General features: G+C 45.3%; 23 protein-coding genes. 11 read left to right on the top strand and 12 right to left on the bottom strand.

The annotated features are described in order from the left end of the window. Positions 1 to 13 precede the first annotated feature (13 nt). The 4 genes from R7Z47_RS00470 to R7Z47_RS00455 all read left to right on the top strand — a co-directional run bounded on the left by R7Z47_RS00470 (position 14) and on the right by R7Z47_RS00455 (position 3,876). Positions 14 to 1,342: a hypothetical protein gene (locus tag R7Z47_RS00470; RefSeq protein WP_262606664.1), complete on the top strand. Its 1,329-nt coding sequence runs from the start codon at positions 14 to 16 to the stop codon at positions 1,340 to 1,342. Beyond that, positions 1,343 to 2,365 carry a sensor histidine kinase gene (locus R7Z47_RS00465; RefSeq protein WP_318129745.1) on the top strand — a complete coding sequence of 341 codons (1,023 nt, stop codon included), beginning with the start codon at positions 1,343 to 1,345 and terminating at the stop codon, positions 2,363 to 2,365. A 15-nt stretch (positions 2,366 to 2,380) separates the two neighbouring features. Next, positions 2,381 to 3,172, top strand: coding sequence for a LytR/AlgR family response regulator transcription factor (locus tag R7Z47_RS00460; RefSeq protein ID WP_262606665.1), 792 nt, complete (start codon positions 2,381 to 2,383; stop codon positions 3,170 to 3,172). 68 nt (positions 3,173 to 3,240) lie between these two features. Continuing rightward, entirely contained in the window at positions 3,241 to 3,876 is a 636-nt protein-coding gene (locus tag R7Z47_RS00455; RefSeq protein WP_171359115.1) for a DUF2268 domain-containing putative Zn-dependent protease, read from the top strand. 115 nt (positions 3,877 to 3,991) lie between these two features. Here the strand turns inward: R7Z47_RS00455 and R7Z47_RS00450 are convergent, their stop codons facing one another. The 4 genes from R7Z47_RS00450 to R7Z47_RS00435 form a co-directional block, all read right to left on the bottom strand. Continuing rightward, positions 3,992 to 4,486, bottom strand: coding sequence for a peptidylprolyl isomerase (locus tag R7Z47_RS00450; RefSeq protein ID WP_109169412.1), 495 nt, complete (start codon positions 4,484 to 4,486; stop codon positions 3,992 to 3,994). Positions 4,487 to 4,608: 122 nt separating this feature from the next. Then, complete coding sequence (locus R7Z47_RS00445; RefSeq protein WP_021707578.1) at positions 4,609 to 6,270, bottom strand: methyl-accepting chemotaxis protein; 1,662 nt, start codon at positions 6,268 to 6,270, stop codon at positions 4,609 to 4,611. A 175-nt stretch (positions 6,271 to 6,445) separates the two neighbouring features. Continuing rightward, entirely contained in the window at positions 6,446 to 6,832 is a 387-nt protein-coding gene (locus R7Z47_RS00440) for a thiol-disulfide oxidoreductase DCC family protein (protein ID WP_031780806.1), read from the bottom strand. 24 nt (positions 6,833 to 6,856) lie between these two features. Continuing rightward, a complete protein-coding gene (locus R7Z47_RS00435) occupies positions 6,857 to 7,651 on the bottom strand; it encodes a DUF4344 domain-containing metallopeptidase (protein WP_053303983.1) in 795 nt (264 codons plus the stop codon). Between the two features lie 862 nt (positions 7,652 to 8,513). On the opposite strand from R7Z47_RS00435, the gene gltS (R7Z47_RS00430) reads away from it, so the two are divergent. After that, positions 8,514 to 9,749, top strand: a complete 1,236-nt coding sequence (gltS, locus tag R7Z47_RS00430) for a sodium/glutamate symporter (RefSeq protein WP_005374448.1) — start codon at positions 8,514 to 8,516, stop codon at positions 9,747 to 9,749. 101 nt (positions 9,750 to 9,850) lie between these two features. On the opposite strand, the gene R7Z47_RS00425 is transcribed toward gltS (R7Z47_RS00430), so the two are convergent. From R7Z47_RS00425 to R7Z47_RS00415, 3 genes are read right to left on the bottom strand one after another with little or no spacing between them, the layout of a single operon-like run. Further along, on the bottom strand, positions 9,851 to 10,681 hold the full coding sequence (locus R7Z47_RS00425) for a hypothetical protein (protein WP_213869892.1): 831 nt from the start codon (positions 10,679 to 10,681) through the stop codon (positions 9,851 to 9,853). Continuing rightward, a complete protein-coding gene (locus R7Z47_RS00420; RefSeq protein ID WP_213967955.1) occupies positions 10,681 to 11,538 on the bottom strand; it encodes an ABC transporter ATP-binding protein in 858 nt (285 codons plus the stop codon). Before R7Z47_RS00420 ends, R7Z47_RS00425 begins: the two co-directional genes overlap by 1 nt. Continuing rightward, on the bottom strand, positions 11,535 to 11,906 hold the full coding sequence (locus R7Z47_RS00415) for a GntR family transcriptional regulator (RefSeq protein ID WP_005374444.1): 372 nt from the start codon (positions 11,904 to 11,906) through the stop codon (positions 11,535 to 11,537). Before R7Z47_RS00415 ends, R7Z47_RS00420 begins: the two co-directional genes overlap by 4 nt. A 413-nt stretch (positions 11,907 to 12,319) precedes the next feature. On the opposite strand from R7Z47_RS00415, the gene gltS (R7Z47_RS00410) reads away from it, so the two are divergent. Both gltS (R7Z47_RS00410) and R7Z47_RS00405 read left to right on the top strand, forming a co-directional pair. Next, a complete protein-coding gene (gltS, locus tag R7Z47_RS00410) occupies positions 12,320 to 13,546 on the top strand; it encodes a sodium/glutamate symporter (protein ID WP_025768732.1) in 1,227 nt (408 codons plus the stop codon). A gap of 154 nt (positions 13,547 to 13,700) precedes the next feature. Then, on the top strand, positions 13,701 to 14,567 hold the full coding sequence (locus R7Z47_RS00405; protein ID WP_154204109.1) for a glycerol kinase: 867 nt from the start codon (positions 13,701 to 13,703) through the stop codon (positions 14,565 to 14,567). Between the two features lie 90 nt (positions 14,568 to 14,657). Here R7Z47_RS00405 and nagB read toward each other — a convergent pair whose 3' ends face one another. Further along, positions 14,658 to 15,458 carry a glucosamine-6-phosphate deaminase gene (gene nagB, locus R7Z47_RS00400; protein ID WP_005374441.1) on the bottom strand — a complete coding sequence of 267 codons (801 nt, stop codon included), beginning with the start codon at positions 15,456 to 15,458 and terminating at the stop codon, positions 14,658 to 14,660. A 374-nt stretch (positions 15,459 to 15,832) separates the two neighbouring features. Between nagB and R7Z47_RS00395 the strand changes: the two genes are divergently transcribed. Beyond that, a complete protein-coding gene (locus R7Z47_RS00395) occupies positions 15,833 to 16,084 on the top strand; it encodes a DUF3081 domain-containing protein (RefSeq protein ID WP_005374440.1) in 252 nt (83 codons plus the stop codon). Positions 16,085 to 16,231: 147 nt separating this feature from the next. On the opposite strand, the gene R7Z47_RS00390 is transcribed toward R7Z47_RS00395, so the two are convergent. Further along, entirely contained in the window at positions 16,232 to 16,585 is a 354-nt protein-coding gene (locus R7Z47_RS00390; RefSeq protein ID WP_005374439.1) for a DUF413 domain-containing protein, read from the bottom strand. Positions 16,586 to 16,734: 149 nt separating this feature from the next. Between R7Z47_RS00390 and R7Z47_RS00385 the strand changes: the two genes are divergently transcribed. Next, positions 16,735 to 17,628 (top strand): LysR family transcriptional regulator, encoded by an 894-nt coding sequence (locus R7Z47_RS00385; protein WP_005374436.1) that lies wholly within the window; start codon positions 16,735 to 16,737, stop codon positions 17,626 to 17,628. An 81-nt stretch (positions 17,629 to 17,709) separates the two neighbouring features. On the opposite strand, the gene R7Z47_RS00380 is transcribed toward R7Z47_RS00385, so the two are convergent. From R7Z47_RS00380 to R7Z47_RS00370, 3 genes are all read right to left on the bottom strand, one after another. After that, positions 17,710 to 18,405, bottom strand: a complete 696-nt coding sequence (locus R7Z47_RS00380; protein ID WP_047102489.1) for a pirin family protein — start codon at positions 18,403 to 18,405, stop codon at positions 17,710 to 17,712. A 9-nt stretch (positions 18,406 to 18,414) separates the two neighbouring features. Beyond that, complete coding sequence (locus tag R7Z47_RS00375; protein WP_064369535.1) at positions 18,415 to 18,858, bottom strand: DoxX family protein; 444 nt, start codon at positions 18,856 to 18,858, stop codon at positions 18,415 to 18,417. A gap of 324 nt (positions 18,859 to 19,182) precedes the next feature. Next, positions 19,183 to 19,386 (bottom strand): hypothetical protein, encoded by a 204-nt coding sequence (locus tag R7Z47_RS00370; protein WP_017633816.1) that lies wholly within the window; start codon positions 19,384 to 19,386, stop codon positions 19,183 to 19,185. A 194-nt stretch (positions 19,387 to 19,580) separates the two neighbouring features. On the opposite strand from R7Z47_RS00370, the gene R7Z47_RS00365 reads away from it, so the two are divergent. Both R7Z47_RS00365 and R7Z47_RS00360 read left to right on the top strand, forming a co-directional pair. Then, a complete protein-coding gene (locus tag R7Z47_RS00365; protein WP_318129744.1) occupies positions 19,581 to 20,948 on the top strand; it encodes an AlkA N-terminal domain-containing protein in 1,368 nt (455 codons plus the stop codon). Beyond that, positions 20,945 to 21,427 (top strand): methylated-DNA--[protein]-cysteine S-methyltransferase, encoded by a 483-nt coding sequence (locus R7Z47_RS00360; RefSeq protein WP_115386892.1) that lies wholly within the window; start codon positions 20,945 to 20,947, stop codon positions 21,425 to 21,427. Before R7Z47_RS00365 ends, R7Z47_RS00360 begins: the two co-directional genes overlap by 4 nt. The last annotated feature ends 65 nt before the right edge of the window (positions 21,428 to 21,492 follow it).

Below are 21,492 nucleotides of genomic sequence, written 5' to 3'. Positions count from 1 at the left end.
GCAAGGAAGTCACATGAAACCGCACCAGCCTAACCTTAACAAAAGCACCAGTTTGTTGATTGCTGCGTCCTTGTGTGTGGGCACAGCAGCCCCAGTTTTTGCCAATGATGAGCTGAGTTTTGAGTGGGATTGGGCTGTCAGTTACGAAACGGCTAAGCAGCGTGATAGCGCATTTATGCAGGCGCAGGGCAGTTCTCGTGATTCACTTAATGCACTGTTGGATGTGCAGGTGAATTATCAAAACTTCAGTGGCTTGTTTGCTTTGTATAGCCAAGGATTGTACCTCAACCAACAAGGAGAGAGTGACTGGTGGAGTGAAGCAGATAATCAACTGTTGATTCGAGAGCTGGCTTGGCTAGGAGAGTGGCAAGTCGGTGACACCACTCTTGATGTGAGTTTGGGTAAGTTGCGCGTGGATTGGGGCGTGGGTTATGGCTACCGACCTTTGGATCTGTTTAAGCCTTATCGACAAAATCCTGTTGGCTTAGTAGCAGAAGAGGGCGCGGGTGTGTTTTCACTTTCACACTACGATATGGCAGGCGAGTGGACGGTGATTGCGACGGATTCAAGCTGGGGGCAACAAAATCAAAGTGCACTTGATCAAGCCGCAGAGCAGCAAGGTGTTGGTATTCGTCGTTATGCGCTGGTGGGTGACACCGAGTATCAACTTATTGGTTATTACGATGATGTGCGCCGAGGTTTGCTCGGAGCCAGTGCCATTGCCGTGTGGGATGAATCCATCGCCATGCACGGCTCCATGCTGTGGCAAAAGCAAAGTGTCGGCTATCAGTTTCAGCAGGGTGATCTTTACCAACCCGTTTCGGTTGAGGAGCAGGGCAACGCATTCCAAGCCTTAATTGGATTGAACTGGGCAAACCAAGCCGGACACAACGTGATTGCCGAATATTGGTACGACAGCCGAGCATGGTCGAAAAGCGAATGGCAACAAGCAATAGAGCGTGGCGAACTACTCTCTGAAACCATTAATCCCCAAACGTCTCTACTTGCAACAAGCTACGCCCAAGGGTTTCAGCACGCCAATATCGTTCAGCATAACGTAATGCTGCACTGGAGTTGGGATGTGGAAGCGTGGGCTGCATGGAACGGTAAAGCGGATATGGGCTGGCTAAGTGATGTAACCCCCACGTTGGATGTGATGTTGTCGCCCCAAGATGGTGGTGTGATTGTCACGCAGTGGCTTAACTACCAATGGATTGATACTGGCGATCAAAGTGTAGAAGTGGAAGTTGCCGCACGCTTTTTAACCGGAGACGACCAATCTGCTTACGCACAAATCAATGATAAGCATATGATTGTATTTAACATCAAAGGAAAATTCTAAATGTGTTCAGCAAAATCAGTGGTGAAAAGTGGATGGCCGCGTAGCTTATTAGTGACGACGGCATTTTGTCTCTTTATCGCAGCAATGACGCTCTCGGTTTGGGGCGGTCCATTTTACATTCATGTAGCGGTTAGCTTTGGATTTGGCTATTCGGCTATTTTCTTCTCATGGCTTGTCGACCGCCTATTTCCTACCATTCCTCGTTTGGCGGAAGTGGCTATCTCGCTGACGGCTTGCCTATTGTTTGGTGTGGTGAACGCCCAGCTTTGGCTTGGGGAATACTTCGGTATCTCAAGTATGCTGTCGGTTGATCTGATGGGATTGTTATTCAGTGCCATGTGCTTTTTCTATTTCTACTCACGAGAGCAACATGCAATCGCTCAGCGAGAGTTGGAAGCCATCAAACGCGAGAAAGCAGAGCAAGATCGTGCGCTGTTGCTGAGTCAGCTTAAGCAGATGCAAAGCCAGATTGAACCACATTTCCTATTTAATACCTTGGCGAATATCAGCGCGCTCATGTCGCAAGATGTCGATAAAGCTAAGCTGATGCTAGAACAGTTAACAGCGCTGCTGCGAGCAACGCTCAAAAGCTCACGTGAAGAGCAAACTACCATAGACAATGAAACGGCGTTAATTGAGGCGTACTTAGGCATTCAGCAAACCCGTTTAGGTGATCGACTCAGTTACAAGATTGAGGTGGAAGAAGGGCTAGGCAGAACCGAATTACCGCCGATGATGCTCCAACCTTTAATCGAAAACGCCATCATCCATGGTATTGAGCCGAAGCGAGAAGGCGGCGAAGTCAGTTTGCTCATCAAGCGCGAACAACAGAACTTGAAGATCGAAGTCAGAGACACGGGTGTTGGCTTGAATCACGTTAGTGGGCACATGGGCTCTGGCGTCGGTTTAAGTAATCTCAAGCAGCGAGTTGAAGCTTTGTTCGCAGGGCAAGGAGAGGTTTCTATCAGTGAGTCTGCTCAGGGTGGCGTTTGTGTTCGCCTGAGTTGGCCAATGGAATCGTAATCAAGGAAGAAAGGAATGAATACAGGGTTTAGTGCCATTATTGCTGATGATGAACCGCTATTGAGGCGTCATCTTGATAAAAGCCTAGCTGAAGTGTGGCCAGAGCTAGAGGTGATAGCCAAAGTCGCCGATGGTGAACAAGCGTTGCAAGCCATTGAGCAAAGCCAACCTGACATTGCGTTTCTTGATATTCGTATGCCAGTTTTGGATGGTATGACATTAGCGCAAAAACTCAATCAACTCGCCAACCCACCGTTGATTGTGTTTGTCACCGCGTACGATGATTACGCTATAAAAGCTTTTGAGCAAAATGCCGCCGATTATTTGCTCAAGCCTATCTCGGATGAGCGCCTGCTGACGACGTGTGAAAGAGTGAAAGCACGCCTTGCTAAGCGAGAGCAAGAAAGCAGTAATGTGCAGATGAGCAGCCTATTAGAGCAGTTGCAGCAATTATCTGCGCCACAAACGCCACAATATCTTCAGTGGATCAAAGCGACGCAAGGGGAAGACATTCATCTGATCGCCACGTCTGATGTGTTGTATTTCAAAGCGGAAGAAAAATACGTTTCTGTGTATGCCCAACAAGGACAAGGCAAAGTGCAGGAGTATTTGATTCGTACATCGTTGAAAGAGTTGATAGGGCAGCTTAACCCAGAACAGTTCTGGCAAGTGCACCGTTCAAGCGTGGTGCAAGTGTGCAAAATTAGCAAAGTAAACAAAGACTTTGCAGGCAGAATGTTTGTTCACGTTGGAGAAACTAAGCTTCCGGTGAGTCGTGCATCTCAAAGTTTGTTCAAAGGGATGTAATCGCTAGAACTGCTCACTCTTTACACTGTAAACTCGCTGCTCTTAACCCACATTATCAAGGAAGATAAATGAGTTATCGCGTAACCCTGTTAAATGCGACGGGAGAACTGTCTCCAATCTCTGAGTATTTGCATCAGAAACTTGATGATCTGAGCTCACAACTTTCTAGTTACTTTGATTTGAGTAACATTGACCTCACCATTAGCCCGTTTGATCGCAATGACGTACCGCAGACGGGGATTGGTGGCTATTGCTTAAGTGCCTATCGTGTAGAGATTTTGCTTGATACCCAACGTACTGATATTAAAAACGTTATTGAGAAAGAACTAGCTGCGGTGTTAGCGCATGAGTTGCATCACCTGTTCCGTATGCGAGCGGGAGAAAGTGGCGTTGCACTTGGTGATGTACTAATTATGGAAGGGTTAGCTTGTCACTTCGAACGTAAGGTGAATGGCGGCGTCACTCCGAGCTTGTTTGAGCAAATCAAAGATCAAGATTGGCGCCCTTTCTACGCTGAGATGAAAGACAAATTGACCAGCTTAGATTACAACTTCGACGCTTACTTTCTTGGCAGCGATGAAAGTCGCTGGCCGAAATACATGGGGTATTGGGTTGGGTACAACCTTGTTGCTGAATATCTGGCTGATTTTCAAGGCTCTGAGCTTGATTTGGTTGGAGCCAAAGCTGAGCTTTTCTATCAATAACTTCGTTATAAGCCCAACTAATCGGCTGAGTCATAAAAACAAAAAGCGCCTAAGTCATCAGACGTTAGGCGCTTTTGTCGTTATAGCGACGACTTCTCCGAAGAGATGAATGGGCTTATTCGCTGACTGTCACTTTCTCAATAATGATTGGATCGCATGGCACATCATCGTGACCAAGCTTAGAGGTCGTTTTTACTTTCGCGATGCGGTTTACGACATCCATACCCGCGGTCACTTTACCAAATACCGCGTAACCCCAGCCTAGGTTAGTGGTTGCGGTGTGGTCTAGGAAATCGTTGTCTTCCAGGTTAATGAAGAACTGTGCCGTTGCAGAGTGCGGTGCATCGGTACGCGCCATTGCGATAGTGCCAACAAGGTTCTTTAGACCACGGTTTGCTTCGTTTGCGATTGGGGCGCGTGTTGGCTTTTCTGCCATGTCTTCGGTATGACCGCCACCTTGGATCATAAAGCCGTCGATAACGCGGTGGAAAATGGTGCCGTCGTAAAAGCCATCTTCACAGTATTTTTTGAAGTTCTTTGAGCTAACTGGTGCTCGTTCTAGGTTCAGTTCAATCTCGATGTCACCGAAATTGGTGGTCATGGTAATCATCTGGTTTTGCCCTTGTGGGTGCTTAGTTGGCGGCATTATAGCTAAGTCGCTTGAGGATAGCAGAAATAAAAACAGCGACGTTAAGGCGTCGCTGTTTCTACTATTAAGTATGGTTAAGGAAGTTAAACCGTGAAGCGTCCCACCAAGTCGTACAGCTCGTTAGCTTTGTGGTTAAGGTTACCACTGCCTGCACGGTTTTGGTTGGCAAGGTGCGCCGATTGGCTGCTTTGTTGAGAGATGACTTCGATGCGTTGTGAAATCTCTTGCCCAACTTGGCTTTGTTCTTCGGTTGCCGTTGCGATCAAGGTGTTCATGTCCATGATGTTAGCAATTGCGGCTTGGATTTCTTGCAGTGCGGCAGAGGCTGCTCGTGCTTCCTCAACCGTTGCTTCACCACGCGCTTGGCTTGAGCCCATGGCTTTCACTGCCGCATCCGAGCCAGACTTCAATTGCTCAATCATTTGGTGAATTTCGCCTGTGCTGTCTTGAGTGCGACTCGCCAGTTTACGAACCTCATCGGCAACGACTGCGAAGCCGCGACCTTGTTCGCCTGCACGGGCTGCTTCAATGGCTGCGTTCAGTGCCAATAGGTTAGTTTGCTCGGCTATATCCTGAATCACTTCCAGAGAAGAAGAAATGTTCTGTACATCGCTTTCTAAACGAGAAATCACCGTGCTGGCTTCCGACACCTCTAGCGCGAGTGCTTCGACAGAGTTCGCTGCTGAATCAACAATGTGTTTTGCTTGTTGTGAGTTTTCATCGGCGTCTCTGGCTGATTGCGCTGCTTGGTTAGCGTTGTTTGAAATCTCGTGCGCCGTTGCTGTCATCTCGGTCATTGCCGCTGCGACTTGTTCGGTCTCTTCACGTTGACCAGAAGCTAACTCGTCCACTTGCGATGCACGCTGTGACATCTCGTTGGTCTCTGAAACCACTTCTTGTCCTACGTGGCTAACGCTCTTAATGATGCCTTGCAGGCTTTCAACGAAGATATTGAAGTTACGGCTAAGTTGGGTGAACTCCGGCACGCTCGATTCTTCCATGCGCGCGGTTAAATCTGCATCGCCTTGCGCGAAAGAGTGAATTGAAGCATCAAACTGCTCAATAGGTTTCATGATGCTGCGGTTAACAAACACGGCAAAGACTGCAACTATCGCTGTAATCGAGGCACAAAACAGGGCTATCGCAGTTAGTGTGGTGTTGAGATCTTCGTGTGCGGCTTTTTCCATGTCTGCCACAATGGCGTCGATATCGTCCGTGTAGAACCCCGTTCCCAACATCAAGTCCCATTCAGGAATAAAGACTGAGTAGCTCAGTTTCGGTAGTGCTTCACTCTGACCGAGTTTCGGGAAGTAATAAGTCGTGAACTCACCAGTTTTGGCATTTTTTAGCAAATCCTGAATCAGGTAATTGCCTTTCTTGTCCTGCAAGTTATAGAAGTTTTCCCCGATGCCTTTGGTGTTTTTACCCACCACGACGCGAACGCCTTTTGAATCATAACCAAAGATGTAGCCGGATTGACCAAACTCTAGTTGTTTCAAGATAGGCAGAGCCTCTTCCAGTGGGGCATTTTGTGCGAGTAGCGGCTCGACAGCGGAACGCGCCATTTGTACGTAACTTTTGAGTTCGGCTTTTTTCATCTCCATCATTCGACTTCGAGTTTGCTCAATCTCGTGCTCGTTGTAGGCCGTGGTTTGTACGTAGGTGAACCACATCATGCCTATTGCCATAGTTAGAATTGGAATTATTGAAAGGATATATAGTCGTTTTCTGATCGTCAGATTCATAGAGACGTCCTTCTCTCGGCGCAGCGTTACAAGTGACAAGCTGAATAAGCTTGCCTGATAAAAATGTTAATACTTATTGTTGTAATGCTTAGAGATTAACCGAGTTACTCAATCAGAAGTACTGGAAATTTGTAAATCTAGACGAAGGTCGTAGCATTTTTAAGCGGGATCACAATTAACGTGAACACGACCCACTATTGCAACGAGAAGTCCCCGTTAACCAATATGAGACGCGATACCTATTCTTTGCGAATTTGAGGTAAAGCCAGTCAGCAACAGGTTTAACGAGGCGCCAACGCAGTGGAGCGTAGAGCCAACCGCGACCAACTAATTGCCACGCACGATGAGTCACGTCCAACCCAAGCAGAAGTTCCCCCTTTTCGTTGAGGGCGTGCAAAATGGTGTTGGCTTGTTCAGGATCTATCTGAGGATAATCTGCGAATGCATCACTATAGATATCGACGGTTTTGATTTGCTGCTTGGCATCGCGTTGTTTTAGCGCCTTCATCTCTTTGGCACAAAGCGGGCAGGTTCCGTCATAAAATATGGTGAGTTTTGTCATTGCGGTTTTCTTGTTTGAGATTTTCTAATCGCTTTTACGTGGCGAATTTTCTTTTGGTTCATTGTTTTGCAAGTAATGCAGCCAATTGTCGCGAATGTTGCCGTAATTGAATTGGCAGAACTCTTTGCGATCACGCAGGTAGTCTTTTTCTACTTCATCGAGTAAGGCTTTGTATTGCTCAGGATCACTACCGTACACCAAACATAACGTTGAAAAGTAACGCTGCAAATCAAAGCTGTGTTCGTCAATGTACTCGCCAAAATCGTAGTAGTCCGGTCTGTCGTCGGATTCGAATGCGAACATGTCGGCGGCGCTAATGGCCATATCTGCGCCATCTTCTAGGAAGTCAATCATTAAAATAGTGGCAAAATTATCGACCGCATCTTCTTCTTTTCCGAGAACAGGGATGCTTTGATCTTCGATGTAAGCATGTCCAGCTTCATGAAGTAAAGTGTGCAATAACGTATCTAGCGCCCCTGTTTTTGGGGATTTTCCGAAGCGTTCTTCATACTGATTATTGGAGAAGTAATTGAGCGACTCCAAATAAAAAGTGTAAGGAACGTATATTGTGTGTGTATCAGGATCATACATTGGACCATCTTCTCCGCCGTAAACCAGCGTGAGAGCTTGATCAAATGGAAAGTAGGCCTGAGACAGCTCAACAAAGATGGTGTTTACATCGCTGCTTTGAATAGATTGTTGGGCGATTTTTTCATGAGTTGTCTCTATGGGAGAATATTGAATACGAATGTTTTCAGCTGCTGTAGCTGATGAGACGATGCTGAGTAATAGCGCAGCGCAAAGCGAATGAATGTTCATGTGGGACTCTTGTTATTGAATAACTTGTATAAAAAATTATACATGTTTTTGCCTGATGCATAGTTGGGGTTGTACTCATCAGCCAAAGTCGGGGCATCGGTCTCGAAAAGCAATCATGATAACATCGCATATTTCGGCGGCTTGGTTCTCTAGGGCGTTTATCAAGACCTCTTGGATAAGAACGGCGGTGAAGTTATTGGCTATGCATCGTTTTCTAAGAAGCTTACTGAGTAGCTGTGCTTCGATCTTTATCTGTGAAAATAATAATAGGCAGTTAATCATTGCAAGGTTTAACCATGTGGTTGGTGAATGTCACTGAATTGAAGAAAATTATCAGCGATATGTTATAATCCTGCTCCGTTGTGACGAAAACGTTTGTTGCAGCCTGAGAGTTTCCTTGGATTCGGCTCGTTTATACACCATGAGCCAGAGTTGAAAAGCTACGACAGGAACAGGCAAACCCAATTGTTTTGAACGCGCTCTCGGCGTTTAGCGGTTACAACGGGAAGGAACTTTGTTTGATAGTAATTGACACATTCTGTTTAAGTAAGGGAGCCCGAAGTGGTTCAGAAAGTGTCACCCAGAATTTACTCACAACACGACACCCCAAGCGATAACGCACAGGTATTGCGAGGGGCCATTTGAAGGAGCTGTATCAGCTCCTTTCACATTTAAGGGCTTGCTAACAGCGTAAAAACTGACACATCGCTTAAGGAGCGCCCCTTAAACTAGCCTAAGGCGCATCTACACCAACTTTTTGAGTATTTTCGAAACAATAAAGCGAGAAAATTTGCTATTGAACGAAGGTTAAACTAACACTCATTCATTACGGAGAATGAAGAGAACAATAATAAGAGGCGATATGAATCATTTAATATCTGTAGGTGCACTGGAGTCCTTCTTGGTCGCAATCAGTGTGCTTTTCCTGGGGCATTTTATTAATGCTAAGCTACCGATTTTAAAGAAATTCAACATACCTGAGCCGATTGTAGGTGGTCTTATTGTGGCCTGCATGATTACTGCTCTTCATTTCAACGGCATCGACTTAGAGTTCGACTTGCCATTACAAAATACGTTTATGTTAATGTTTTTTGCGACGGTTGGTTTGGCCGCAAATTACACTCAGTTGATGAAAGGAGGTGCGAAGGTTTTTATCTTCTTAGCTGTCGCATCGTTTTACATCATCATACAAAACGGCGTTGGCGTTTCACTCGCGGCGGCGCTCGGTTTAGATCCTTTGATGGGGTTAATTGCTGGCTCGATTACTCTGTCAGGTGGTCATGGTACAGGTGCTGCGTGGTCACAAACCTTTCAAGACGTGTATGGATTGGATAACGTCTTAGAAATTGCAATGGCATCAGCGACTTTTGGTTTGATCATCGGCGGTATCATTGGTAGCCCTGTAGCGCAGCGCCTCGTAGAAAAAAACAGCATTGAATCGGAGTATGGTCGTGGTGGTCGAGATGCCAAAACTCACGAAAAATTCCCTGAGTTGGTGACCTACAACGAATATGAAGAAGATAAAGTAACGGCGAAAAAAGTGGTGGAGAAACTCTTCTTCCTACTGATCTGTGTTACTGGGGCCAAGTATGTCGAGCAATGGGTAAGCACGTATGAAATCTCATGGCTGATGATTCCAGACTTCGTATATGCGCTATTCATTGGTGTGATCATTACGAATTTCTTGGAAGTGACCAAGATTCGTAAGTTAGATGCCGAAACGGTCGATATGTTAGGTACGGTATCGCTATCTCTGTTCTTAGCGATGGCTCTGATGAGCTTGAAGTTATGGAATATCTTCGATCTAGCGATTCCATTCTTGGTTATTTTAGCTGTGCAGTCTGTCGTCTTAGCAATCTTTACGTACTATGTTACGTTCAAAGTGATGGGAAGCAACTACGATGCTGCTGTTATTGCAGGGGGGCACTGCGGTTTTGGCTTGGGTGCAACCCCAACAGCCGTAATGAACATGGGCTCTATCGTTAACCGTTTTGGCCCGTCGCCGCAGGCATTTATGGTGGTGCCAATTGTGGGGGCTTTCTTTATCGACATCGTTAACTTAATCATTTTACAAGGTTACATTTCATTCCTTGGTTAAATTTAAGTTCATGATCTCCTAAGGTCGAAATAAAAACGGTCACAACACAGGTTGTGACCGTTTTTTTATGGCTCGATTTTGGCCGTTTATCGGACGACGGATTATTGAATGGTTCGGCTGAACTTGAGACTAGCTGTCCAACCAAGAACGCCGATGAAAGCGTAAATGCCAACGTTTAACCAGCCCGCCTGAGGAATGGCATTAAATGGGCTTGGTGCAGCAATGGCGTGCAGTGGAAGGTAAAGCACTTCGGAGAAGAACTGATCTAGGCCGTAATAGCCAAATAGTGCGATTGGCATCCAACGCAGCGCATAAATGGCGATAAACAAAATGACCAGTGGTGAGTTCACTTTTTGTGAAATAGCCATCGCAGTTAATGCCAGCGGTAACAGCAGAATACCGGCGAAAAACATTCTGATTAAAAACTCTCCCCAATGCAGCAGCACGTAACCTAACGAGGCTTGGCGGTACAATAAAGCCAATTGGTGATCAGTAGAGATGTTCAGCAACCACAACATTAAATTTGCAGCGAGTACGAGCACCGAGCAGACGAGCGGAATCACCAATAAGCCAAATCCTAGCTTCACTAAATGGGTTTTTATGTCACTGACAGGCATACTGCGCCAAAACATAATGCTGCCTTCCGCCCGTTCTTTGCGTAGCGTTCTTGGGAAGTACTGAACGGCTAACAAGATAGACAGCAGCCCTGCTCCTCCGGTAATCAACATATTGACATCATCGCCAAGCTCTTTGTGAATGTCACTGACATCGCCACCAAAGCTCATTTGGAAAAACATATTGTGTTGTAGAGTGTCGTTACTCATTAAACTCACAAAGAGAATAACTCCACACGCCAACACAAACAGTGGAATACGTAAAACAAGAGGGTTTTCTAACCACTCTTTTTGCAACATCGCGACAACTGAACGCATTACGCTGCCTCCTTCTGCAATGCTAAAAATAGATCCGCTAACTTCACCCCATGGATGGAGCCCATTGTTTCTGCTTGTTGGGCATACTGGGCTTTGAGTAACCATTTCGTTGAACCGAGGCCTTTTTGTGACGAGAGTGGGTTCATCGCTTCAATTTGTGTGCGGTGCTCGTCGTTGGCTTCAAGAATGAAATAGTCTTCACTGATACTGTCCATCGAGGTTTGCAGAACGGGGCGACCATGCTTAAGAATCAGAACATCTGTCAGCAAGTGCTCAATCTCTGATACTTCATGACTGGCGATGATCAACACGCGATCGCCGTCGTGAAACCATTCCAATAAGTGACGATAAAACGTCTCGCGATACACGAGATCTAACCCGAGTGTCGGTTCATCCAATATGAGGATTTGGGTGTTGGTTGCGATCACAATCGCGAGGTGTAATTGCACCTTCATCCCTTTGGATAAAGATTTGATACGCGCACGAGGTTTGATGTCCGTTTGACGAAGTAGCGTATCTGCTTGGGCGCGATTGAACCCTGGATGCACGCCCTCGGTATAGTTAAGCAGTTGAGCAACGGTCATCCAATCTGGCAGAACGTTGACATCCGAGATGTAGGATAAGCTCTGCATTATCTTGTCGCGTTGCATAATAGGTTCAAATCCGTTGATACGAATAGTGCCCTGATATTCATGTGCACCGAGTAGGGCATTAATAAGCGTTGATTTACCTGCGCCATTATGGCCGAGTAAGCCAAGTACTTGTCCTGCATGTAGGTCGAAACTCACTTCATGCAGTGCTTCTCCTTGTTGCTGATATTGCTTGGAGACGTTGTTTACACTGACTAATGCGCTCATTGGTCACCTTTCAAGTGTGGTTTTAGTTGTTGAATGAATTCGTCGAGTGACATATCCAGACGCTGTATTGTGTCGGCTATCTGCGGAATTTGTTGCTGAAGAAAACGTGCCTTCTCGTCTGCGAGTAATTTGAGCTTTGCTCCTGAAGCGACAAACATACCTTGACCGCGTTTTTTCTCCACTAGCCCGTCATCAACAAGCAATTGATAGCCTTTCATAACGGTGAGGTGGTTAATTTTCATATCTGCAGAGATGCTACGGACGGAGGGCAGAGCATCGCCTTCTTGCCAGACACCTTGCAGTATTTGCTGCGTGATCTGGTCTGCCAACTGTCGAAATATCGGTTGGCGATCATGCCAATTAGTCATGAGTGAATCTCTTGGTTGAGATGGTGTTATATATATGTATAACACCTAGTGCGTTAGAGAGAAAGTAATAATTTAAAACCTAGTGTATCCGCCTGTCTTATTCGCTCTAAATATCCACCTATGTGGTCGTTGTTTTGAGGTTTTGTTTTATATGGAAATTAATTGCTTCTCATAAGTTGAGAAGTGTTGTTTTTCTCTTCCCATCAATACACTTATCGCCTGTTCTAAATGAATATTCTCACTGAATGATAATTAGCATAATTTTAGGTCTGCCTATTTCTTACTTGATGAGAATCAATGGTCAAAGAGGCCTAGAAAACAAAAGTTTCGAGAGGCAATCTGACTGGCTTAGGCACCTATCTCACGTTGAGCGCGTGCTCAATGAATGAGAAAGAGTAGAGTAAAGAGGTCTCATGAATCAGGTAATATCTATCGGCCCACAGGAGTCGTTCCTCGTCGCAATTTGCGTGTTGTTTTTAGGGCAGTTCATCAATACCAAGTTACCAACCTTAAAAAAATTTAATATTCCAGAGCCAATTGTTGGTGGTCTAGTGGTCGCTTGCGTCATCACGACGATGCACTTAAACGGTGTGGATGTTTCCTTTGATTTACCACTGCAAAACGTCTTTATGCTGATGTTTTTTGCAACCGTTGGCTTAGCGGCAAATTACACCCAACTGATTAAAGGCGGTGCGAAGGTTTTCATCTTCCTAGTTGTGGCATCGGTCTACATTCTTATCCAAAATGCGGTCGGCGTGTCCTTAGCAACAGCGTTGGGGTTAGATCCACTCATGGGGTTGATCGCCGGATCCATTACGCTTTCTGGCGGACATGGAACTGGAGCTGCGTGGTCGCAAACTTTTCAAGAAATGTATGGTTTGCATAATGTTCTAGAGGTGGCAATGGCTTCTGCTACATTTGGCTTGGTGATGGGCGGGATTATTGGCAGCCCTGTTGCACAAAAGCTACTAAACAAACACAACTTGGAATCGGAATACGGACGCACCAATCAAAGTCATCAGAGTTTCCCTGAACTGGTGACGTACAACGAACATGAGGAAGATCGTGTCACAGCGAAAAGAGTCGTTGAAAGCTTGTCCATCATTCTACTTTGCGTGACAGGCGCGAAGTATCTGGAGAGTTGGGTAAGCAGTTTTGACATCAAGTGGCTAATGATTCCCGATTTTGTGTATGCGCTGTTTATTGGTGTTGTTATCACTAACATCATGGAAGTGACGAAGGCGCGCAAGGTTGATTTAGAAACCGTTGATATTCTTGGCACGGTTGCACTATCTCTATTTCTTGCCATGGCCTTGATGAGTTTGAAATTGTGGAATATTTTCGATCTTGCGATCCCATTCCTTATTATTCTTGCTATTCAGTCGGCAGTGTTGGCGATGTTCACTTACTACGTAACATTCCGCATGATGGGAGGCAACTACGATGCGGCGGTGATCGCTAGCGGACACTGCGGTTTTGGGTTAGGTGCTACACCGACTGCGGTCATGAATATGGGCTCCATCGTGAGTCGATATGGCCCATCACCACAAGCATTTATGGTGGTTCCAATTGTCGGTGCATTCTTCATCGACATTGTGAATTTAGTGATTTTGCAAGGATGCATCGCTTTTATTAAATAACATTCGCTTTTTTACCGAAATAACAAAACCAGCATCTATACGCTGGCTTTGCTATTTGTAACACGAAATCTTGTTTGCCTGACTTCAAGCCGTGAAATCAATGCGTTACTATGACGATATAGTGTTCAATTTTGCAGCAGCATGAGGTACCCACATGTCTGAAAAAATATCGACGTCGGCATTAGCGAAAATGCGCAAGGTAGAAGCTAAGCTGCTGTTTGCCGATCTCAAACGTGCAGGCTACATCGTTCGCCAAGATGAAAAGTGGATTTTGACCGAAGAAGGGGCAAAGTTTGGCGGTGAGTATGTGGATCACCCTAAATTTGGCCAGTTCATCGTCTGGCCGACCAACTTACATATTGAGCTGACTCCCAGCTCAGGGAAAACATTGAGCGCTACACAACTGGGTGAAAAGCTGAAATTGAATGCGAAGCGCATGAACCAGCTTTTGAGTGAACTGGGTTGGTTGACCAAATCCGAAGAGGGATGGAGTGTCACAGAAGCTGGTGTGCGCGCTGGTGGGCAGCAAAGAGCCGATAAAGAAACACAAAATACCTTTGTCGTATGGCACGATGTGGTGCTGCGTAACAAGCGTCTTAAGCAGTCTGTCATTGAGTTTTTAGGGCAAGACGCGGAGTCACATTCTACGGATAAATCGTACTCAAGCTTTCGCCAAAAATTTGAAGCCAAGCACCGAACATTAGATGGGCATTACGTACGCTCTAAGGGTGAGTTGCTCATTGACAACTGGCTGTACTTGGCTGGTGTAGTGCACGCTTATGAGCGTCAGCTGCCGATTGACCAAGATGTCACTAGCGATTTTTACTTACCAGGCGGTAAAGTCTATTTGCAATTTTGGGGAAGTGACGATGGGGAGATGGCTCAGGCCGACCGTGAGACCATTCGTACTGTTTATGAGCAGCATCATTTCAATCTTATCGAAGTCGAACCGAGTGAACTAGACAAGTTGGATGAAGTGCTTCCTAAGCGTCTTCGTCAGTTTGGTATTAAAGCTTATTGACGACTTAAGCCCGCTGTTCAGATAAGAAAAAACCCGTGTTCAACACGGGTTTTGTATTTTTAGTGTATTTCTAGGCTGCAATCCTATGGGTTAAAAGCCTTTGATGTTTTCTGCTTCTAGCTCAGAGAAGTACTTCACTGTCTTCACTTTCAGTTCTTGTTGAGCTGGTTCGTCGCATACGATCACCGCTTTAGGGTGAAGCTGAAGAGCAGAAACTGTCCATAGATGGTTTACACAACCTTCCACGGCTGCTTCAAGTGCCTGAGCTTTGTTATGACCAGTGACCAAGATCATCACTTCTTCTGAGTCTAGAAGCGTACCAACACCGATAGTCAGCGCGTATTTAGGCACTTGGTTGATATCGCCGTCAAAGAAGCGAGAGTTCGCAATGCGAGTGTCTTCAGTGAGGGTCTTGATGCGAGTACGAGAAGAAAGAGATGACGCTGGCTCGTTGAACGCGATGTGACCGTCGTTACCCACGCCGCCCATGAACAGGTTGATCTTGCCGTAAGACTTAATTTTGTCTTCGTAACGCTTACATTCTGCGTCGTGATCGTCTGTGTTACCGTTCAGTAGGTTGATATTTTCTTCTTGAATATCAATGTGATTAAAGAAGTTGTTGTACATGAACGAGCGGTAAGATTCTGGGTGATCCGCAGGGATGCCAATGTACTCATCCATGTTAAAAGTCACGACGTTTTTGAAGCTGACTTCGCCGGCTTGGTAAAGCTCGATTAGGGCTTTGTAGGTTGCTAGAGGAGTGCCACCAGTTGGTAGACCCAGAACGAATGGACGCTCAGCAGTAGGTTTAAAGTCGTTGATACGCTTAGCGATATGCGCAGCTGCCCACTTACCTACTTGTGCTGCTCGAGTTAACGGGATAAGTCTCATTTTGTGCCCCTAGTTATTGGAATTGACGATGTACTGAAACATTAATTCGCATTATAAAATAAGTAATGGCGAACTGCTATTGTTTTAGGTCAAAATTTTGCTTTTTCTTTAACCAATGTTGGTTTTGTCGACGATTTTTATATCTAAATGCTTTTATAAGACGATTTTTTACAAAGAAATTGCATTATGAAACTGACGAATCAATAGATAAAATTTATGATCTAAATTAAGTTCTGCCTTCGCACTTAACCTTGTTTTTTAACAACCTACAGAGTGCGAAATCGCACACGAACTTCAAATATTATGGGTTAGATATGGCATGGCGCTCATTCTTTAACCATAATTGAAATGTGTAAACCAGTGAGGAATTCGGTATGAAAAATGAGTTAGATCCGAGCAAAGTACTACAGGCTTACGAATGTGTGATGAACAACGGTACACCAACCGAATTTGGTAAAATGTATGAAGGTGTAGAAGCGTTTTCTGACTACGATGGGTACAACGTTTTCTTGAGAGGGAATGGTGTTGAGCTAAAAATTGGCTTCCACAACACCTATCACTTGGAATATGACCAAGAGCATTTGAAAGAGAGCTTTCTGAAAAAGATTGCGACGCTCGCCAAGTAAACGGTCATCACCCAAATATTAAAAAAGCCCTTGGGAGAATGCCCCCTTGGGCTTTAGGAGAAGAAATGAGCTTGTCTTGCTCGCTCAGTAAAGTCAAACGAGCTTTCGCCTACTGCTAGAAAAAGGCGAGAACTAGGTTATTGGTTATTAATCGTCTTCAACCAAACTCTCTTCAATGTATTCTTCTGTGGCGTCAGGCTTGTTACGACCATTTAGCGTATGGAAGCGCTTGCGACCACGAGCAAGTTGGGTGTACTTTAGCCACGTACGCTCAAGTTTTGTTTTTGCTTTGCCCGGGTTTTCTAACACCTTGATGAAGTGTTTCTCTTCGCTGTTTTCAGGTGTTAATTCGCCTGACTCTAAGCCAAGCATTGTATCCCCATAAATTGTTAGGATTTCCTCTTCTGAAAGAGTAAAATCGCCAGACTTTGCAAAGCCGCGTGGGAATTTTACGTTATCGTAAAAACGTTTTTTGCCATGACGGAATTCAGTGTCAGACATGTCAACAGCCTCTGTAACCGTTATTGATGAATGTAGTGAACTTACGGCGAAAATTAGGCTTAAATCTAACAAAAGAAAAACAAAACTTTTTTGTCGTCATGATTTTAATTAGTTGTTAATCTGGTTTTATATTAACCAGGAGATGGTTTATGGATGTAAAAGTCTTTCGAACATTTTTAGAGCTGGCAAGAGTTCGTCACTTCGGACGTGCTGCTGAGAACCTTTATATTACCCAAGCCGCTGTGAGCGCACGTATCAAACAATTGGAAAGTTACTTCGATACGCAATTGTTTATTCGTGATCGAAATAACATAAAGTTGACCTCTGCAGGTGAGCGCTTAATCAGCTATGCCGAGGTAATGGTCACTACATTGCAACAAGCGAAGCTAGAATTATCGCTTGAAGATGGCAAAGCGCTGCAACTAACGTTAGGTGGCACGCCAAACATTTGGGACGCTTATTTACAGAATTGTTTAAGTGTCGTCACAGATTCGTTTGGTGGTTATGGCTTCATGGCAGAAGTGATGGGACGTGAGATGCTCAGTCGTAGCTTGCTAGAGCGCACGTTAGATATGGCATTTGCGTTCGATCAGATCAAAGCTGATGAGCTTAACTGTAAAAAAGTGGCAGATGTTGTTCTCGTTCTGGTATCAACTGAGAAAGATTCTTTAGACACCGTTTTCGAAAACAAATATGTGTACGTTGACTGGGGGACGCGTTTCTCCTCGGAGCATTCTGAACGTCACCCTAAGATTCCGGCTCCATATTTACGCACTTCAACAGCGCGTATCGCATTGGACTTTATTTTAGAGAAGGGTGGAGCCGCGTACTTACCAATCTCTCTCGTGGAGCCATTTATCGCTAATGGGCAGCTTCACAAGGTGTCTGGAGTAGAAGATTGGTGTCGCCCTATCTATTTGAGCTATCGTAAAGCTAGCTCGTCTGTAGACGCGATTAAGCAAGTGGAAGAAATTGTCAAAGAGATCGATCCACTGACCGCTTACAGTTTTCAGCAAATTGGTTCTGGCACTTCCGACGAATAGCGTTGAATGAAAAGTCAGAAAAACGAAAAAGCCGCCTTGAGAAATCAAGGCGGCTTTGTTTTTATCTCGATGAATCGATAGTTATGGTAAGTCAAACAACAGGGCTGTTGTGCTTTCGTTTGATGTATTGCGCAAAACAACCTTACTTTGGTGTTCAATCTTCGCGCCGTCGCCAGCCGTCAAAGTGGTATTGTCGACACTAAGGCTGCCTGTCACTTGATGGATGAATAGATTTCGGCCCGACTCAATCTCAAAGTTTAGTTCGCTACTTGGCTCAAGAATTAACTGATGCAAAGTCGCATCTTGCTTAATAAGTAGCGTGCCGTTTTCTCCAGTTGGAGTTGCGATAGTCGTTAACCCAGGATTGCGCCCAAAATCTTTTTGCTGATAACCTGGTTTGGTTCCAAATGCGTTTGGTTGAATCCAAATCTGTAGAAACCGCAGCGTATCTTGGTTCGACGCATTGTACTCACTGTGGTAAATCCCTTTCCCTGCCGACATGAGTTGGAATTCACCTGCAGGTAGTGTTTTGACGTTACCTTCACTGTCTTTGTGTGCGATAACACCTTCCAACACATAGCTGATGATCTCCATATCACGGTGGCCATGTGTATCAAAACCCGCGCCAGGCTTGACTACATCGTCATTAATGACTCTCAGCTCAGAAAAGCCCATATGTTGAGGATCGTAGTAGCTACCAAAAGAAAACGTATGTTTGCTATCAAGCCAGCCAAAGTTTGCTCGACCTCGGTCTGCTGCATGTCTTACCGTAATCATAAGGCCTCCTTAAGAGAGCTTTTTGTTTAAAAAGTTATCTAACGCTGCTTTACCTGCGCCAGAGAACGCCAGAGAAACGCTCGCTGCCAGTAATGCCAAGCCAAACTCGTAACCGTTGTTTGCCATGAACAGGCCATTTTCAAAGTGGACAGAGAATATCGCTACCACCATCGTGAACGCCAAAGCAACCGCTGCTGGTCGAGTTAGCAGACCAAGTAAAATGAACAAGCCGCCAAAGAACTCTGCGCTGCCCGCAAGTAACGCCATGAGCAAGCCAGGACCTAAACCGATAGATGCCATCCACTGACCTGTGCCTTCTAGCCCGTAGCCACCAAACCAGCCAAATAGTTTTTGTGCGCCGTGCGCCATAAAGATAATGCCGATTGGAACGCGAAGTGATAGTGCGCTGTAACCTGCGTTTGATGTGGTAATTTTCTGTAATAGTGCTTTCATGATTCTGTCCTCTGACTCTTTTCAATGAGTGGGAAGCGTGTGCTCCCGTGCTGTTGAGAACAGTTTAGGTAGAGGCGAACATAAAAATAACGGGAGGATTTTGATAAACTCATTCTAAAAAATTGAATAAGTGGTTTTTATTATTTTAAATCAATATCTTGTAAAGTTTTTTGGGTTTATATTTGCCTATTATGTTCTGTTTAAAATCAAGGTCTGTCATTATTTTCGATAAACATTTTTGCTGTTAAACAAAAAAAGAGCACATGTACTGTGCTCTATTGCTTTCGCTTTTAACAAGGGAGAAAGGTGTGTTAAAGAAAACCGTCAGAGGTTCATTAAGCTCTCTAATGACTCCTCTACATTGTTGTAGTGATAAGTCCGAATATTACGTCCATCCGTCGCATTAATCTGAATTTCTGAGATCTCGTTATCTGAGTCTCGTTCGATAATTCCAATAGAATGATCTACGGATTTACTGGTAATAACCTTTTGGTTTCTTAATACAATTACGCAAGTATGTAAGTCCATGCCAATTCCCTTTAGCCGACGTTGTTGTGATGTTCTGGATCTAACTTTAGTGTACAAAAGCGCTAATGCCAATAAATCTCAATATTGAGTTCCGAAAATGGCTAATTGTGGGCACTTAAGCAAGCTACAATAACACTATATTGAACGATGCCTATGAACAATAAATGACAAAAGGCATGAGCAAGGAAAGCACTATGTTTATTCACCCTCATACCTCACTGACCTTCGAGCAGTGTCACAAGGCGCGAGTCGCGCGAGACAGCCGTTTTGATGGGCGATTTTATGTGGCGGTAAAAACAACGGGAATCTTTTGTCGTCCGATTTGCCCGGCAAATTTGCCTAAAGAAGAAAATGTTGAGTATTTCGCTGATAAGACGCAAGCCCTTCAAGCAGGGTACCGTCCGTGTTTACGTTGTCGACCTGACAGCGCGCCTGGATCTTGGGCATGGAAAGGTGTCGAGACGACCTTTCAACGAGCGATTTCGTTAATTGATAGAGGGGAGTTGCATCACCATTCGGTGTCTGAGTTGGCTGAGCGTGTTGGGATTTCTGACCGTTACTTACGTATGTTGTTTGAGCAGTATCTAGGTATGTCACCCAAGCAGTATGCGCAATATCAGCAACTAATGTTCGCCAAACAGTTGCTTCACTCCAGCTCTATGTCGGTCACCGACGTGGGGTTTGCATCAGGTTTTAACAGTACGCGCCGCTTTAACGATGCTTTTCAAAAGTTTCTCAAACTAACGCCTTCTCAAGTACGCCGTAAAGAGTTTGATGGTGCGGGTTGCAATCGAATTGCCTTACCTTATCGAGGTGAGTTGAATTGGTCGCACATGTTGGGCTTCTATCGTTTGCGAGCGGTTGAGGGGGTTGAGCTGGTGAGTGATGAGAGTTATCAGCGCAACGTTTTTTTGGATAACAGCAAAGCCTGGTTTAAAGCGACAAAAGGTGAAGGATACTTAGAACTGGCGTTTGAAATTGAAGACGTAACGAAGCTGCAAAACTTGGTGTCTGACATTCGTCGTATGTTCGATCTTGACGCTGATATTTGTACTGTTGAGCAGCATTTGGAGTATGTTGCGCCTGGGCTCGTGTCGAGTAAAGGTATTCGTATTCCTGGTGTATGGAATGCATGGGAAGCAGGGGTTAGAGCGATTTTAGGCCAGCAAGTGTCGGTTAAAGCTGCGATTGGTCAACTTAACTTATTGGTGGCCACACTTAGTGGAGAGTCAGAAAAACGTTTTTTCCCGACTCCCAGTGATATTGCGAACGCCGACGTGAGCTTTTTGCGCATGCCGCAAAGCCGTAAAGAGACGCTAGTGCGCTTCGCCCAGTTTATGCAGGACAACTCAGAAGCTGACCCCCAGCAGTGGCTAGCTTTGAAAGGCATTGGACCTTGGACCGTCAGTTATGCTCAACTGCGAGGGCAATCTCAACCCGATTGCTTTCTAGATAAAGACTTAGTGGTGAAAAAGGCGATGCAGCGTTACCCATCACTGAATACGCACACTGCGGCCCCTTGGGGAAGCTACGCGACGTTTCACTTATGGAATCAATCATGAAAACATTTTATACCGAAATTCAGAGTCCACTAGGAACGGTGACTATCCAATCGAACGCTGAGGGCTTGCTTGGCATTTGGTTTGAAACATGCACCACTAAGCCTAGTGAGCTGGGAGTGCGAGACGAGCAGCATCCGGTTTTGCGCCAAGCTGTCACCCAACTGGATGAATACTTTGCTGGTCTGCGCAACGAATTCGACTTGCCCCTTGCAGCGACAGGCACTGATTTTCAAAATCAAGTTTGGCAGGCACTAACGACCATTCCATATGGGGAAACGTGGAGCTATCAAGATCTTGCGAATGCGATAGGTAACCCTAAAGCTGTGCGTGCTGTTGGGTTAGCAAATGGGAAGAATCCGATTTCTATCGTGGTACCTTGTCATCGCGTTATTGGCAAAAGCGGAAAACTGACTGGATATGCAGGTGGAGTGGAGCGCAAGCAACGTTTGCTCGCGCTGGAGCAAGGTACACCGCTTTAAGTGAAGCGATTCTCATATTGGGATTAAGCGTGCTACACAGGGGTAACGATAGTGTAGGGTTTCAT

This window comes from Vibrio sp. 1641 (assembly GCF_033339995.1).
Lineage (GTDB): Bacteria > Pseudomonadota > Gammaproteobacteria > Enterobacterales > Vibrionaceae > Vibrio > Vibrio alginolyticus.
Note: the sequence above shows the minus strand (reverse complement) of the source record. Positions and strands in the feature narration are given on the sequence as shown.

What these genes read in the sequence shown, in the direction of transcription:
- R7Z47_RS00470 (WP_262606664.1), top strand. Translation starts at nt 14, where the DNA reads ATGAAACCGCACCAGCCTAACCTTAACAAAAGCACCAGTTTGTTGATT.
- R7Z47_RS00465 (WP_318129745.1), top strand. Translation starts at nt 1,343, where the DNA reads ATGTGTTCAGCAAAATCAGTGGTGAAAAGTGGATGGCCGCGTAGCTTA.
- R7Z47_RS00460 (WP_262606665.1), top strand. Translation starts at nt 2,381, where the DNA reads ATGAATACAGGGTTTAGTGCCATTATTGCTGATGATGAACCGCTATTG.
- R7Z47_RS00455 (WP_171359115.1), top strand. Translation starts at nt 3,241, where the DNA reads ATGAGTTATCGCGTAACCCTGTTAAATGCGACGGGAGAACTGTCTCCA.
- R7Z47_RS00450 (WP_109169412.1), bottom strand. Translation starts at nt 4,486, where the DNA reads ATGATTACCATGACCACCAATTTCGGTGACATCGAGATTGAACTGAAC.
- R7Z47_RS00445 (WP_021707578.1), bottom strand. Translation starts at nt 6,270, where the DNA reads ATGAATCTGACGATCAGAAAACGACTATATATCCTTTCAATAATTCCA.
- R7Z47_RS00440 (WP_031780806.1), bottom strand. Translation starts at nt 6,832, where the DNA reads ATGACAAAACTCACCATATTTTATGACGGAACCTGCCCGCTTTGTGCC.
- R7Z47_RS00435 (WP_053303983.1), bottom strand. Translation starts at nt 7,651, where the DNA reads ATGAACATTCATTCGCTTTGCGCTGCGCTATTACTCAGCATCGTCTCA.
- gltS (WP_005374448.1), top strand. Translation starts at nt 8,514, where the DNA reads ATGAATCATTTAATATCTGTAGGTGCACTGGAGTCCTTCTTGGTCGCA.
- R7Z47_RS00425 (WP_213869892.1), bottom strand. Translation starts at nt 10,681, where the DNA reads ATGCGTTCAGTTGTCGCGATGTTGCAAAAAGAGTGGTTAGAAAACCCT.
- R7Z47_RS00420 (WP_213967955.1), bottom strand. Translation starts at nt 11,538, where the DNA reads ATGAGCGCATTAGTCAGTGTAAACAACGTCTCCAAGCAATATCAGCAA.
- R7Z47_RS00415 (WP_005374444.1), bottom strand. Translation starts at nt 11,906, where the DNA reads ATGACTAATTGGCATGATCGCCAACCGATATTTCGACAGTTGGCAGAC.
- gltS (WP_025768732.1), top strand. Translation starts at nt 12,320, where the DNA reads ATGAATCAGGTAATATCTATCGGCCCACAGGAGTCGTTCCTCGTCGCA.
- R7Z47_RS00405 (WP_154204109.1), top strand. Translation starts at nt 13,701, where the DNA reads ATGTCTGAAAAAATATCGACGTCGGCATTAGCGAAAATGCGCAAGGTA.
- nagB (WP_005374441.1), bottom strand. Translation starts at nt 15,458, where the DNA reads ATGAGACTTATCCCGTTAACTCGAGCAGCACAAGTAGGTAAGTGGGCA.
- R7Z47_RS00395 (WP_005374440.1), top strand. Translation starts at nt 15,833, where the DNA reads ATGAAAAATGAGTTAGATCCGAGCAAAGTACTACAGGCTTACGAATGT.
- R7Z47_RS00390 (WP_005374439.1), bottom strand. Translation starts at nt 16,585, where the DNA reads ATGTCTGACACTGAATTCCGTCATGGCAAAAAACGTTTTTACGATAAC.
- R7Z47_RS00385 (WP_005374436.1), top strand. Translation starts at nt 16,735, where the DNA reads ATGGATGTAAAAGTCTTTCGAACATTTTTAGAGCTGGCAAGAGTTCGT.
- R7Z47_RS00380 (WP_047102489.1), bottom strand. Translation starts at nt 18,405, where the DNA reads ATGATTACGGTAAGACATGCAGCAGACCGAGGTCGAGCAAACTTTGGC.
- R7Z47_RS00375 (WP_064369535.1), bottom strand. Translation starts at nt 18,858, where the DNA reads ATGAAAGCACTATTACAGAAAATTACCACATCAAACGCAGGTTACAGC.
- R7Z47_RS00370 (WP_017633816.1), bottom strand. Translation starts at nt 19,386, where the DNA reads ATGGACTTACATACTTGCGTAATTGTATTAAGAAACCAAAAGGTTATT.
- R7Z47_RS00365 (WP_318129744.1), top strand. Translation starts at nt 19,581, where the DNA reads ATGTTTATTCACCCTCATACCTCACTGACCTTCGAGCAGTGTCACAAG.
- R7Z47_RS00360 (WP_115386892.1), top strand. Translation starts at nt 20,945, where the DNA reads ATGAAAACATTTTATACCGAAATTCAGAGTCCACTAGGAACGGTGACT.